16 protein-coding genes are annotated in these 12,533 nt (G+C 65.0%); 5 read left to right on the forward strand and 11 right to left on the reverse strand.

Features of this window, described 5'->3' with window-relative positions:
• Window positions 1–106 precede the first annotated feature (106 nt).
• Together ADBZ9O_RS27445 and ADBZ9O_RS27450 are read left to right on the forward strand one after the other, a co-directional pair.
• Window positions 107–1,033 carry a class I SAM-dependent methyltransferase gene (locus ADBZ9O_RS27445; protein WP_526526341.1) on the forward strand — a complete coding sequence of 309 codons (927 nt, stop codon included), beginning with the start codon at window positions 107–109 and terminating at the stop codon, window positions 1,031–1,033.
• A gap of 13 nt (window positions 1,034–1,046) precedes the next feature.
• Window positions 1,047–1,967 carry a class I SAM-dependent methyltransferase gene (locus ADBZ9O_RS27450; RefSeq protein WP_526526343.1) on the forward strand — a complete coding sequence of 307 codons (921 nt, stop codon included), beginning with the start codon at window positions 1,047–1,049 and terminating at the stop codon, window positions 1,965–1,967.
• Window positions 1,968–1,985: 18 nt separating this feature from the next.
• Here ADBZ9O_RS27450 and ADBZ9O_RS27455 read toward each other — a convergent pair whose 3' ends face one another.
• Window positions 1,986–3,188 (reverse strand): IS110 family RNA-guided transposase, encoded by a 1,203-nt coding sequence (locus ADBZ9O_RS27455; RefSeq protein WP_526526344.1) that lies wholly within the window; start codon window positions 3,186–3,188, stop codon window positions 1,986–1,988.
• Window positions 3,189–3,439: 251 nt separating this feature from the next.
• On the opposite strand from ADBZ9O_RS27455, the gene ADBZ9O_RS27460 reads away from it, so the two are divergent.
• Together ADBZ9O_RS27460 and ADBZ9O_RS27465 are read left to right on the forward strand one after the other, a co-directional pair.
• Window positions 3,440–4,354, forward strand: a complete 915-nt coding sequence (locus ADBZ9O_RS27460) for an SAM-dependent methyltransferase (RefSeq protein WP_526526345.1) — start codon at window positions 3,440–3,442, stop codon at window positions 4,352–4,354.
• A 6-nt stretch (window positions 4,355–4,360) separates the two neighbouring features.
• The gene (locus tag ADBZ9O_RS27465) at window positions 4,361–5,275 is read left to right on the forward strand and encodes a class I SAM-dependent methyltransferase (RefSeq protein ID WP_526526346.1); all 915 of its coding nucleotides are present in this window, start codon (window positions 4,361–4,363) and stop codon (window positions 5,273–5,275) included.
• 22 nt (window positions 5,276–5,297) lie between these two features.
• On the opposite strand, the gene sppA is transcribed toward ADBZ9O_RS27465, so the two are convergent.
• Window positions 5,298–7,115 (reverse strand): signal peptide peptidase SppA, encoded by a 1,818-nt coding sequence (gene sppA / locus ADBZ9O_RS27470; protein WP_526526348.1) that lies wholly within the window; start codon window positions 7,113–7,115, stop codon window positions 5,298–5,300.
• 106 nt (window positions 7,116–7,221) lie between these two features.
• On the opposite strand from sppA, the gene ADBZ9O_RS27475 reads away from it, so the two are divergent.
• Complete coding sequence (locus ADBZ9O_RS27475) at window positions 7,222–8,457, forward strand: serine hydrolase domain-containing protein (protein WP_526526350.1); 1,236 nt, start codon at window positions 7,222–7,224, stop codon at window positions 8,455–8,457.
• A 1-nt stretch (window position 8,458) separates the two neighbouring features.
• On the opposite strand, the gene ADBZ9O_RS27480 is transcribed toward ADBZ9O_RS27475, so the two are convergent.
• The 9 genes from ADBZ9O_RS27480 to rplE form a co-directional block, all read right to left on the reverse strand.
• Entirely contained in the window at window positions 8,459–8,818 is a 360-nt protein-coding gene (locus ADBZ9O_RS27480) for a DUF732 domain-containing protein (RefSeq protein ID WP_526526351.1), read from the reverse strand.
• 90 nt (window positions 8,819–8,908) lie between these two features.
• Window positions 8,909–9,352, reverse strand: coding sequence for a 50S ribosomal protein L15 (gene rplO / locus ADBZ9O_RS27485; protein WP_526526353.1), 444 nt, complete (start codon window positions 9,350–9,352; stop codon window positions 8,909–8,911).
• The gene (gene rpmD, locus ADBZ9O_RS27490; protein WP_526526354.1) at window positions 9,352–9,558 is read right to left on the reverse strand and encodes a 50S ribosomal protein L30; all 207 of its coding nucleotides are present in this window, start codon (window positions 9,556–9,558) and stop codon (window positions 9,352–9,354) included. Before rpmD ends, rplO begins: the two co-directional genes overlap by 1 nt.
• A 2-nt stretch (window positions 9,559–9,560) precedes the next feature.
• Window positions 9,561–10,244, reverse strand: coding sequence for a 30S ribosomal protein S5 (gene rpsE / locus ADBZ9O_RS27495; protein ID WP_526533570.1), 684 nt, complete (start codon window positions 10,242–10,244; stop codon window positions 9,561–9,563).
• A gap of 58 nt (window positions 10,245–10,302) precedes the next feature.
• Window positions 10,303–10,710, reverse strand: a complete 408-nt coding sequence (rplR, locus tag ADBZ9O_RS27500) for a 50S ribosomal protein L18 (protein ID WP_526526356.1) — start codon at window positions 10,708–10,710, stop codon at window positions 10,303–10,305.
• Between the two features lie 2 nt (window positions 10,711–10,712).
• The gene (gene rplF, locus ADBZ9O_RS27505) at window positions 10,713–11,252 is read right to left on the reverse strand and encodes a 50S ribosomal protein L6 (RefSeq protein WP_526526358.1); all 540 of its coding nucleotides are present in this window, start codon (window positions 11,250–11,252) and stop codon (window positions 10,713–10,715) included.
• Between the two features lie 20 nt (window positions 11,253–11,272).
• Window positions 11,273–11,671, reverse strand: coding sequence for a 30S ribosomal protein S8 (gene rpsH / locus ADBZ9O_RS27510; RefSeq protein ID WP_526526360.1), 399 nt, complete (start codon window positions 11,669–11,671; stop codon window positions 11,273–11,275).
• A 97-nt stretch (window positions 11,672–11,768) separates the two neighbouring features.
• Window positions 11,769–11,954 (reverse strand): type Z 30S ribosomal protein S14, encoded by a 186-nt coding sequence (locus ADBZ9O_RS27515; protein ID WP_149374958.1) that lies wholly within the window; start codon window positions 11,952–11,954, stop codon window positions 11,769–11,771.
• A gap of 4 nt (window positions 11,955–11,958) precedes the next feature.
• Window positions 11,959–12,531, reverse strand: coding sequence for a 50S ribosomal protein L5 (gene rplE / locus ADBZ9O_RS27520; RefSeq protein WP_526526361.1), 573 nt, complete (start codon window positions 12,529–12,531; stop codon window positions 11,959–11,961).
• Between the last annotated feature and the right edge of the window lie 2 nt (window positions 12,532–12,533).

Below are 12,533 nucleotides of genomic sequence, written 5' to 3' on the forward strand. Positions count from 1 at the left end.
CAGGTCGCTCCCAGATCAGCGGGCGTACTCTCGTCAACAGGTCGTTATATAGACTAATTAACATGGACAGCAGTTGACTGCATGTCGAACAGCGGAGGTATTGGCGATGGCACGAACCGACAACGACACCTGGGATCTGGCCTCAAGCGTGGGTGCGACCGCGACGATGGTGGCCGCCGCCCGGGCGTTTGCCACCAAAGCTGCCGACCCGGTCATCGACGATCCGTTCGCCGAGCCATTGGTCAAGGCGGTCGGTATCGACTTCTTTACCAAGTTGGCCTCTGGTGAACTCGATCTCTCCGAATTGGACCCCGACGGCACCGGCGGTGTCGGCAATATGAACCGCTTCGCCGACGGGATGGCTGCCCGCACCCGCTTCTTCGACGACTTCTACGCAGAAGCCGGCGACGCCGGCATCCGACAGGCCGTCATCCTGGCCTCCGGCCTCGACGCCAGGGCGTACCGGCTGAACTGGCCGACCGGCACGGTGGTCTTCGAGATCGACCAGCCAGAGGTCATCGAGTTCAAGACCCGGACGCTGGCCGAGCTCGGCGCCCAGCCGACGGCAGACCTGCGCGCCGTCCCGGTCGATCTGCGCAACGACTGGGCGGCTGCACTACAGGACGCCGGGTTCGACACGTCAGCGCCGACTGCGTGGATCGCTGAAGGCTTGTTCGGTTACCTGCCCCCCGACGCACAGGACCGCCTGCTGGATCAGATCTCCGAGCTGAGCGCGCCGGGTAGCCGGTTGGCCGCCGAAGGCGTGGTCCACGATGCCGATCTGGATGAAGAGGAAACCCGTAAGAAGATGCAGGCGGTCTCGGACCAGTGGCGCGGCCACGGGTTCGATGTGGACTTCTCCGAACTTGTCTACCTCGGCGAGCGCGCCGACGTGACGGACTACATGGAAGGCCACGGCTGGAAGACCACAGCCATCTCGGCCAGAGACCTGATGGTCAAGCACGGGCTTGCGGCGCGTGAGGACAGTGACGCCCATTTCGCCGAAATCATCTACAGCACATCCACGAAGTAGAACGGGGCTGGCGATGGAACGCACGGATACCGATACCTGGGATCTGGCGTCCAGCGTGGGCGTGACCGCGACGATGGTCGCGGCAGCGCGGGCGCTGGCCACCGTTGAACCCGACCCCATCATCAACGATCCCTACGCCGCACCGCTGGTGCGGGCTGTCGGGATCGACTTCTTCACCACGATGGTCGACGGTGATATCGCGGCCTCGACCGCCGGGCAGAGCGCGGAGGCCGCCGACGGTGTCCGGCTGATGACCGATGCCATGGCGGTGCGCACCAAGTTCTTCGAAGACTTCTTCACCGATGCCAGCGGCTCGGGCATCGATCAGGCAGTGATTCTGGCCGCGGGCCTGGATTCGCGGCCCTACCGGCTGCCGTGGTCGGCAGGAACCGTTGTCTACGAGCTCGACCAACCGCGGGTCGTCGAGTTCAAGACCACGACAATGGCGGCGCTGGGCGCTGAACCCACCGCCGAGCGGCGCGTGGTCGCCATCGACCTCCGCGACGACTGGCCAACAGCGTTGCGCCAGGCCGGGTTCGACCCCGACCGGCCGTCGGCGTGGAGCGCCGAGGGACTGTTGATGTATCTGCCGCCAGAGGCCCAGGACCGGCTCTTCGACAACATCACCGCACTCTCTGCACCGGGAAGCCGGGTGGCCACCGAATTCCACGGCGGCGATTTTGGTGCCACCCTCGGTGAACGGGCCAAGGCGATCATGGGTCAGTGGGGCGGTAGCGGTCTCGACCTGGATCTCGGTCAGCTGTTCTACGAGGGCGCCCGCAACAACGTCGTGGACTATCTACTGGCCCGCGGCTGGCAGGTCAATACCCGCAACCGCCCCGATCTGTTCGCCGACTACGGCCGACGCTTCCCCGATCACACCTCGATGGCACCGCTACGTGACTCCGTTGCCATCACCGCACTCCGCACGTAAGGACTCTCAATGAAGAAGTCAAGCGGCTTTCTTGGTAAGTGGGGGTGAATCAGGATGCCAGGTGCGGTTGTCTCGGATGAGGGCGTAGAGGACGTTGGTGCGGCGCCGGGCCAGGCAGATGGTGGCGGGGATTGGCCGTTTACCTTCGTCGCGTTTGCGCTGGTAGTAAGTCCGAGAATGGGGATCGCAGCGGATGGCGGTCAGCGCGGACATGTACATGACGCGGCGCAGTCGTCGGCTGTAGCGCTTGGGAGTCTGCAGGCGTCCGGTGCGTTTGCCCGAGTCGCGGGAAACCGGGGCCAAGCCGGCCCAGGCGGCGAGTTCGTCGGCCGACCCGATCAACGCTGGATCACCCACCGCGGCGAGAAACTCAGCGCCGAGCCGGAACCCAATACCGGGCATGCTGGTGATCACCTCGGCGAGCGGATGACGGCGAAACCTGCCCTCGATATCGGCGTCAGTAGCTTTGATGCGCTCATCGAGGGCAATCACCCCCTGCGCCAACTCGGCTACCAGTCCTGCGGCGACGTCTTCGCCGGGCAACCGCACCGTCTGGGTCTTGGCAGCCGCGACAGCGGCCGCGGCGATAGTGGCTGCGTTGCGCACCCCGGCCTCGGTCAACGTCTTCGTCAACCGCGAAACACCGCTTTGCCGAATAGCTTTCGGCCGCTGATAACGCGACAACAAGACCACCCAGCCACGGTCCTGGGTCAGTGTGGCGACTCGTTCCAATGCCGGGCACACCGCTACGAGTTGCTGACGCAGCCGGTTGATCGTGCGGGTGCGGTCGGCCACCAGATCCGCGCGATGAGTAGTCAGCATCTGCAGTTCGGTGATCAGGTCGTCGTCGGGGTGCAACACCGGCAGATCGGTGCCACGCATCCGCGATTGATCGGCAATGACTCGGGCGTCTTTGGCGTCGGTCTTGGCTTCTCCGCCGCGGTAGGTCACCGAGGCTTGCCAGACCGCGCGGCCCGACAAGTAGCGCACCGATTTGCCGGCGTTGGTCAGCACCGTCAGCAACAAGCTGGCATACACCGTGGTCAAATCGACCGTCCAGGACACGGTCTGGCTCATCGTGTCGATCTCACCGATCAGGCCACGAATGGACTGCTCGTCATTGACGAGCTTGCGCGACAACACCACCGTCCCGGTGCCGTCGACCACGCACACCCAGTGATGTTCCTTACCAACATCTACACCAGCCCACAACTGGCCCATCAGAAGATCCCCTATTCGCTTGTCTGCCAACAGCATCCCCAGGGACAACTCCGCCGGCATTTCCTTAAACAAGCGATCACATCGCAGATCTCAATCAGCGGCCAGAGAAGTCCAGGCAGGTCGGGCGGCCAGTCCTTTCAAGCCGCACCACCAGGCCGGCAAAAACCCATTCCGCCTCACCCGACCCACCCGGGTTACAGCACAACGTAACAACACGTAAGTAACTGCACCTACGAACTTAAGGAAAACCCATGGCAGAGAGCACTTCTGTACGCACCGACGGCGACAGCTGGGACCTGGCATCGAGTGTGGGTGCCACCGCGACCGCGGTCGCAGCCGGCCGCGCAGTGGCGTCCCAAGGCCCCGGCGCCCTTCTCGACGACCACTTCGCCGAACCCCTGGTGCGGGCGGTCGGCCTCGAGCACTTCGTCCGCATGGTCGATGGTGAGGTCTTTGTCGACGACGATCCGGTGTTGAACCGACAGGCGATGAACGAACAGATCACCGTACGCACCAGGTTCTTCGACGATTTCTTTACCGACGCCACGACAGCAGGCATCCGGCAGGCCGTGATCCTGGCATCCGGTCTGGACACCAGGGCCTACCGGTTGGCATGGCCGGCGGGCACCGTCGTCTTCGAGATCGATCAGCCCCAGGTCATCGAGTTCAAGACCCGCACGTTGACAGACCTGGGCAACTCCCCTACCGCCGATCGCCGCACAGTAGCTATCGACCTGCGCGATGACTGGCCAACAGCGTTGCGCGAACAGGGTTTCGACGCAGATCTGCCCACCGCATGGATTGCCGAAGGGCTGCTGCCCTATCTGCCGCCGGACGCCCAGGACAGGTTGTTCGACAACATCACCGCGCTCAGCGCACCGGGCAGCCGGCTGGCGACCGAGCATATGGACATGTCCGAATTGCCCGAGGACTGGGCGAAGAAGCTCACCGAGCGGACCCGCCGCCTTGGTTCGGGTCTGGATCTCGCGGCACTGTTCTACACAGGTGAGCGCAATCTCGCCAGGGATTATCTGAGCGCCCGGGGGTGGGATGTCAGCATCTCTTCGACGCAGGAGTCCTATGCCGCGCACGGCTTCGTACTGCCCGACAATGAGCTCACGCGGCTGGTCGGCGGTTCCGGTTACCTCGCCGCGACCCTAAAGTAGGTTCCTATGGCACGCACTGGTGATGATTCTTGGGACCTGGCGTCGAGCGTCGGCGCCACCGCGACGATGGTGGCCGCGGGACGCGCCATCGCAACAGCGGATCCACGAGGACTGATCGACGATCCGTATGCGGCGCCGTTGGTTCGCGCGGTCGGGATCGAGTTCTTCTCCAAAATGCTCGACGGCGAGCTGGATGCGACGCAGTTCCCGGACGGATCTCCGGAGCGGGTGCAGGCCATGATCGACGGAATGGCGGTGCGCACCAAGTACTTCGACGACTACTTCACCGCGGCGACGGCCGCTGGTATCCGGCAGGCCGTCATTCTGGCATCCGGTCTGGATTCGCGGGCGTACCGACTGTCGTGGCCGGCGGGCACGGTGGTCTACGAGATCGACCAGCCGCAGGTCATCGAGTTCAAGACGCAGACGTTGGCCGGAATCGGCGCGACACCCACCGCTACGCACCGGACCGTCGGCATCGACCTGCGCGAGGACTGGCCTGCGGCCCTGGCAGCAGCGGGTTTCGATCCTGCCCTGCCGACGGCGTGGCTGGCCGAGGGGCTGCTGATCTATCTGCCACCCGAGGCTCAGGACCGGCTGTTCGACCAGATCACCGCACTGTCGGCGGCCGGCAGCACCGTCGGTACCGAATATGCGCCCGGCATCATGGATTTCGATGCCGAGAAGGCCAGCGAGATGTCGGCGCCGCTGCGCGCGCAGGGCCTCGATATCGATATGTCGACGCTGGTCTACGCGGGCCAGCGCAGCCACGTGATGGAATACCTGCGCGATATCGGTTGGCAGGTGACGGGCTCGTCGCGAACCGAACTCTTCGAGCGCCTTGGGCTGCCCGCCGTCCCGCCTCGCGAAGAAGGTGACCCGCTCGGTGAGATCGTCTACGTCAGCGCAAAGCTCGCCTAGGAAGCTCGCCTAGGAACCGCAGTCAGAAGCGCGACTCCCCCAGCCACACCACATTGGTCCCCGTCACCGAACGTTGTGCCTGACTGATCATCCCGGCCACCGATCGAGCCAGCACCGCACCGACCGCATCGGGTAGCGACGCCGCTGCGGGCAGCGAGGACTGCTTGGGCCTCATCATGTCCCGCAACGACGAGCCGGGGTAATTCACGATCTTGACCTCTTCGTCCTCGTCAAGGCCTGCCAGCACTTTGGCACGCCGGATAGCGGTCCGCAGACCGCCGAGCTCATCGACCAGACCCCGGCTGTGCGCATCGGCTCCGGTCCACACCCGGCCGCGGGCCACCTCCTCGACCGCCTCGATCGTGAGGTTCCGGCCGTCGGCCACGCGCTGGACGAAATCGGTATAGAACACTTCGGTTTCGGCCTCCACCTGCGCGTGCTGCTCGGGGGTGAACGGCGCGTTCACCGACCAGGCATCGGCATTCGCGTTGGTCCGCACCCCGTCGAAGCCGACCCCCAACCGGTCCTTGAGGTCGCGGGCCACCAGCTTGCCGGTCAGCACACCGATCGACCCGGTGATCGTTCCGGGGTTGGCCACAATCGCATCGGCAGACATCGACACGTAGTAACCGCCGGATGCTGCGACAGCCCCCATCGACGCCACCACCGGGGTGCCCGCCTTACGTGCCCTGACCACCTCGCGCCAGATGGTCTCCGAGGCGGTCACCGAACCGCCGGGGCTGTCGACCCGCAATACGATGGCGCCGACGGCGTCGTTCGCGGTGGCTTCTCGAAGTGCGGCGGCGATGGTATCGCCACCGGCACTTGAGGTTCCGAACGGCGACAGCCCTTGGCCACCGCGTCCGCTGACGATCGGTCCGGCGAGGGTGACCACCGCGATCGTCGGCTTTGCCTTGCGCCCGGGAACCGACACCGCGGGCAGCTGGGATTTGTTACCGCCGGTCGCCTTCGCGTAGCGGGCCAGGTACAGCCGCGGCGGCGCACCATCGGCGTCCGGGTCAGCGTCAGCGTCACCGGTTTCCGGCGAGATACCCTCGGCACCAACCTTTTCCGCGATACGCGCATACGCCTCATCGCGGAAACCGATGCGGTCGACGAGGCCACCGGTGACCGCGTCGTCACGCAGCAAGGGTGCGCGGTCGGCCAGTGCATCGACAGCGGCGGGTTCGATGTTGCGGGCGGCGGCGACAGCCTCCCACACCTGGGCGTGCAGGCTTTCCAGCAGCCGGGTATCGGCCTCCCGATGCGCATCGGTGTAGCTGTTCTGAGTGAAGACGTTCACCGCAGACTTGTATTCACCCTGGGCGATGAACTGGGCCTCGATACCGGCTTTGTCCAGTGCGTCGCGCAGGAACATCGCGTTGGTGGCGAAACCCACCAGGCCGACAGTGCCCGACGGTTGCATCCACACCTCGCCGAAGGCCGACGCCAGGTAGTACGACAGCGTGCCGGGATAGGTCTCAGCCCAGGCCAGCGACGGTTTGACCACGGTGAACGCCGCAATCGCCTCACGTAACTCCTGCACCGGGCCCGCTGCGGCCGCGGGGATCTGAATCCGTGCGATCAGGCCGGCCACCCGTGGGTCCTCTGCAGCCCGGTGGATGGCGGCGACCGCCTCGCGCAGCAGGAGTGGACGATGAGAGCCAAGAACCCCCGACAGCACCGCCAGCGGGTCGAAACCGCCGGTCTCCGACGGCACGGTCTGCAGGTCGAGTTCGAGCACACAGCCGTCAGGGACGCCGTGGTGGCGGGCGGTATCCACGTTGCGGGCGAAGGCGCGAACATCATCAAGACCGGGGATACCGGCGAGAGCGAACATGCCACGAGCCTACCGACGCCGCGAAGGTCGCCGAGGTGACCAACGGCGGGGCCTGTCCGTCGTACCGTGAGCCGATGACGTCATCCCCCCGCGTTCAGGAGCACTGATGGTTCTGAAGATGAAGGTGTCACCAGAGCGCATCGACGGCGGCGCCGACGAGGGCTACGGCAAGGTCGCCGACGCCTTCCGCGCCAATTTCGCCGCCAGTCGCGAGATCGGCGCTGCGGTCGCGGTGTATCGCGACGGTGTCAAGGTCGTCGATATGTGGGGTGGCTATCGCAACGGCTCCACCATGGCACCGTGGCAGTCCGACACCATGGTCAACATGTTCTCGACCACGAAAGGCGTTGCTGCGCTGACCTTTGCGCACGCGGTCTCGCGCGGGCTGCTGTCATACGACGCCAGGGTCTGTGACTATTGGCCCGAGTTCGCGCAGAACGGCAAAGCCGAGGTGACGGTTCGCCAGCTGCTGGCGCACCAGGCCGGACTCTGCGCCCTCACACCGGCCCCGACTCTGCGTGACGTCGCCGATCCGGCGGCGAAGCTGTCACCGATCCTGGCGAGGCAGAAACCCGCATGGCAGCCGGGCACCAGGCACGGTTATCACGCGATCACCGTCGGCTGGTACGAATCCGAGCTCATCCGCCGGACAGACAAACACGGCCGCACCCTGGGCCGCTATCTGGCCGAAGAGATCACCGGCCCCCTCGGGTTGGACCTGCATATCGGCTTGCCCGCCAGTATCGACCGCAATCGCGTTGCCCACGTGCACAATTGGAAGCGGGCGGAAACGCTGTTGCATCTGCGGGCGATGCCACCGGGGTTTCTCGCGGTGGCACTGAATCCCGTCGGGCTGACTGCGCGGGCCACGGCGGTGCCGTCCGACGTCAACGCCTTCGCCGGTGACTACAACCGCGATGAGGTGCGCAGTGCCGAAATTCCGTCAGCCAATGGCATCGGAACCGCCCGTGCCGTCGCGCGGTTGTACGGTATCGCGGCCACAGGTGGAGCCGAACTCGGCCTGACCCCAGAAACTGTCGACGAGTTGACGGCGGCCGCGCGAAACCCGTCCGGCGGTGTGCGCGACAAGGTGCTGAACACGCACTCGGAGTATTCGTTGGGCTTCTGCAAACCTTTTCCGGACTTTCAGTTCGGCTCGTCCGGCAAGGCCTTCGGTACACCGGGTTTCGGCGGATCGTTCGGATTTGCCGACCCCGATACCGGTATCGGGTTTGCCTACCTGATGAACCGGTCGGGGTTCCACCTGATCAGCGATCCACGCGAGCTGGCCCTGCGCCAGGCCCTGTTCCGCGACGTCGTGGGCGCCCGGCGCCAAACCTGACCTACCGGCCCAGGAGTGCGGCGTGCTCGGGGCAGTAGATACTTGTCGCGACCCGCAGCAGACCGCCCGCCTGAGCGCGAGAAAGACCGCCGCTCTGGAGTTGGCTGACCACGCCACGCACCACCGGAACCGGATTGACGCTGCCCTGCAGTCCGGTGTTCAGCATGTTGCAGACGCTATGCCCGACATCGGGCAGGTTTACCCCTTGGTCGTTCGGGATGCCCAATTGTGCAACCGCATTGGCGAAGGCGTCGTCCTCGGGGGTGGCACCCGCACCGGCAGCACCCACCACAGCCGCCAGGCTCAGGCAGGCCCCGGCCAGTATTACGGTGACGGCCCTGCTACGTCGGTGGCGGGTCATGGTCCAGCTCCTCGGGGTTGGAGACGCTTTCGATGATGATGCGAAACGAAAAGGCCCCCGCCGGGGCGGGGGCCTTCACGTTATCTGACTTTAGAGCTCGGTGGCCGTGCCGCCCGCGGCGGTGATCGCCTCGCGCGCGCTACCACTGAACTTGTGCGCCGTGATGTTGACCTTGACGGTCAGTTTGCCGTCGCCGAGAACCTTCACCAGCGTGTTCTTACGAACCAGACCCTTGGCAACCAGCTCGTCGACGCCGAACTCGCCACCCTCGGGGAACGCCTTGGTGAGATCGCCGAGGTTGACCACGGCGTACTCGGTGCGGAAGCGGTTGCGGAAGCCCTTGAGCTTGGGCAGCCGCATGTGGATCGGCATCTGCCCGCCCTCGAAGCGCACGGGGACGTTCTTGCGCGCCCCGGTGCCCTTGGTACCGCGGCCAGCCGTCTTACCCTTCGAGCCCTCGCCGCGACCAACGCGGGTCTTCTTGGTCTTCGAACCGGGAGCCGGCTTCAAATCATGCAACTTGATGGCAGTCATTATTTGGCTGCCTCCTCTACTGCTTCGACCTCGACGAGATGGTGCACGACCTTGATCAGGCCGCGCGTCTGGGCGTTGTCCTCACGGACCACGGACTGGCGAATCTTGCGCAGTCCCAGAGTCCGCAGGCTTTCCCGCTGCGTCCAACGTGCGCCAACAGTCCCGCGCACCTGGGTGATCTTCACTTGTCCACTTTCAGATGCCATGACTAGCTGCTTCCCTCACGCGCTGCCGACGCGGCCAGCGCTTCGCTTTCCCGACGCGCGCGCAGCATTCCGGCCGGCGCAACATCCTCGATCGGCAGACCGCGACGGGCCGCCACCTCTTCGGGACGCTGGATCATCTTCAGCGCGGCAACGGTGGCATGCACCACGTTGATCGCGTTGTCGCTGCCCAGCGACTTGGCCAGGACGTCGTGCACTCCAGCACATTCCAGCACGGCGCGGCACGCGCCACCGGCGATGACACCGGTACCCGGGCTGGCCGGACGCAGCATCACGACACCCGCAGCCGCCTCACCCTGAACGGGGTGGACGATGGTGCTGCCGATCAGCGGAACGCGGAAGAAGTTCTTACGAGCCTCTTCGACGCCCTTGGCGATCGCGGCGGGAACCTCTTTGGCCTTGCCGTAGCCGACACCGACCATGCCCTTGCCGTCACCGACGATGACCAGCGCGGTGAAGCTGAAGCGCCGACCACCCTTGACGACCTTGGAGACGCGGTTGATGGTGACAACGCGCTCAAGGTAGTTGCTCTTGTCGCCGCCGCTGTCGCGACCGCCACGGCCACCACCGCGGTCGTCGCGACGACCCCGATTATCACCACGACTGTCGCCGCGGCCTCCGCCACGCGTATCCGCTGCGCCGGCGGCTCCGGCACTGCTGGCCGCCACAGCGCCCTCAGTACCTGACGTCTGCTCCGCCATCATGCGGTCCTTCCGTTGGTATGCACTAGAACTTCAGTCCGTTCTCACGGGCGGCGTCGGCCAGAGCCGCGATCCGCCCGCCGTAGGTGTTACCGCCGCGGTCGAACACGATGGTTTCGACGCCGGCTGCCTTGGCACGCTCAGCGATGAGCTGACCGACCCGGACGCTGTGCGCCTTCTTGTCACCATCGACACCACGGACGTCGGCCTCGATGGACGAGGCGGCCGCAATGGTCGTACCGGTCAAGTCATTGACCAGCTGGACGTGGATGTGCCGCGACGAGCGGTTGACCACCAGGCGCGGACGCTCAGCGGTTCCGGTCACCTTCTTGCGCAGTCGGTTATGACGACGCAGGCGGGACACCCGGCGGGTGGCCGAAACGCTCTTGCCTACCGTCGCGCGCTTACCGGTCTCTTCAACTGTTTGAGCCATGACTACTTACCTGTCTTTCCGACCTTGCGGCGGATCTGCTCACCCTCGTACCGCACGCCCTTGCCCTTGTACGGGTCGGGGCGACGCAGGCGGCGGATATTCGCCGAGATCTGGCCGACCTTCTGCTTGTCGATACCGGTGATCGAGAACTTGGTGGGGGTTTCGACGGCGAAGGTGATGCCCTCGGGAGCCTCGATGATCACCGGGTGGCTGTAGCCGAGTGCGAACTCCAGGGTCTGGCCCTTGAGCACGACGCGGTAGCCCACTCCGAAGATCTCCATCTTCCTGGTGTAGCCCTCGGTGACACCGGTGATGAGGTTGGCCACCAGGGTGCGCGACAGCCCGTGCAGCGAGCGGTTGAGCCGCTCGTCGTTGGGTCGGGCCACCACAATGGCGCCGTCATCGTTGCGCGACACCGAGATTGGCTCGGCCACATCCAGGGTCAGGGTGCCCTTGGGGCCCTTGACCGACACGTTCTGTCCGTCGATGTTGACGTCCACACCAGCCGGGATCAAGACCGGCTGCTTTCCAATACGCGACATAGTTCCGTTCTCCTATCCCGCTACCAGACGTACGCGAGGACTTCGCCGCCAACGCCCGCTCGGGACGCCTGACGGTCGGTGAGCAGACCAGAGGACGTGGAGATGATCGCCACGCCAAGGCCACCCAGCACGCGGGGCAGATTGGTGGATTTTGCGTACACCCGGAGACCGGGCTTGCTGACCCGGCGGAGGCCGGCGATGCTGCGCTCACGGCTCGGGCCGTACTTGAGCGAGACCACCAGCGACTTGCCAACGCGGGCATCTTCGGTGCGGTAGTCGTTGATGTAACCCTCGCGCTTGAGGATGTCGGCGATATTCGCCTTGATCTTCGAGTGCGGCAAAGTCACCTCGTCGTGGAACGCCGAGTTGGCGTTACGCAGACGCGTCAAGAAGTCTGCGATTGGATCCGTCATTGTCATGACAGCGGTGTCACCTTCCTCGCAGCGGTTCCCTGCACAAGCTGTGCGGGCCTACTGCGCACCTTTTAACTAGGGTCTGTGGACCGGAATGTTCCGGTTACCAGCTGGACTTCTGGACGCCGGGCAGTTCGCCGGCATGTGCCATCTCGCGAAGGCAGATACGGCACAGCCCGAACTTGCGGTACACCGCGTGCGGGCGACCGCACCGGTTGCAGCGGGTGTAACCACGCACTGCGAACTTCGGCTTCTTGTTGGCCTTGATGACCAATGCCTTCTTTGCCATCTGCTCAGTTCTCCTTGAACGGGAAGCCGAGGGCCCGCAGCAGCGCTCGTCCTTCATCGTCATTAGTCGCCGAGGTGACGACGGTGATGTCCATGCCACGGGGCCGGTCGATGCTGTCGATGTCGATCTCATGGAACATCGACTGCTCGGTCAGGCCGAAGGTGTAGTTGCCGGTGCCGTCGAACTGCTTGGCCGAGAGGCCACGGAAGTCGCGGATACGGGGCAGCGCGACCGAGACCAGTCGGTCGAGGAACTCCCACATCCGATCGCCGCGCAGCGTGACCCGCGCACCGATCGGCATGCCTTCGCGCAGCTTGAACTGGGCGATCGACTTGCGGGCCTTACGGATCTCCGGCTTCTGACCGGTGATCAGGGCCAGGTCGTTGACCGCACCGTTGATCAGCTTCGCGTCGCGGGCGGCGTCACCGACACCCATGTTGACGACGACCTTGACCACGCCCGGGATCAGCATGACGTTGGGGTATTTGAACTCTTCGTTCAGCGCGGGCTTGATTTCTTCGCGGTAGCGAGCCTTCAGCCGGGGCTGGACCTTCTCGGAAGTTTCTACGGTTGTCATGT

Origin of the sequence: Mycobacterium sp. (genome assembly GCF_965229105.1) — a bacterium.
Classification (GTDB): Bacteria; Actinomycetota; Actinomycetes; order Mycobacteriales; family Mycobacteriaceae; genus Mycobacterium.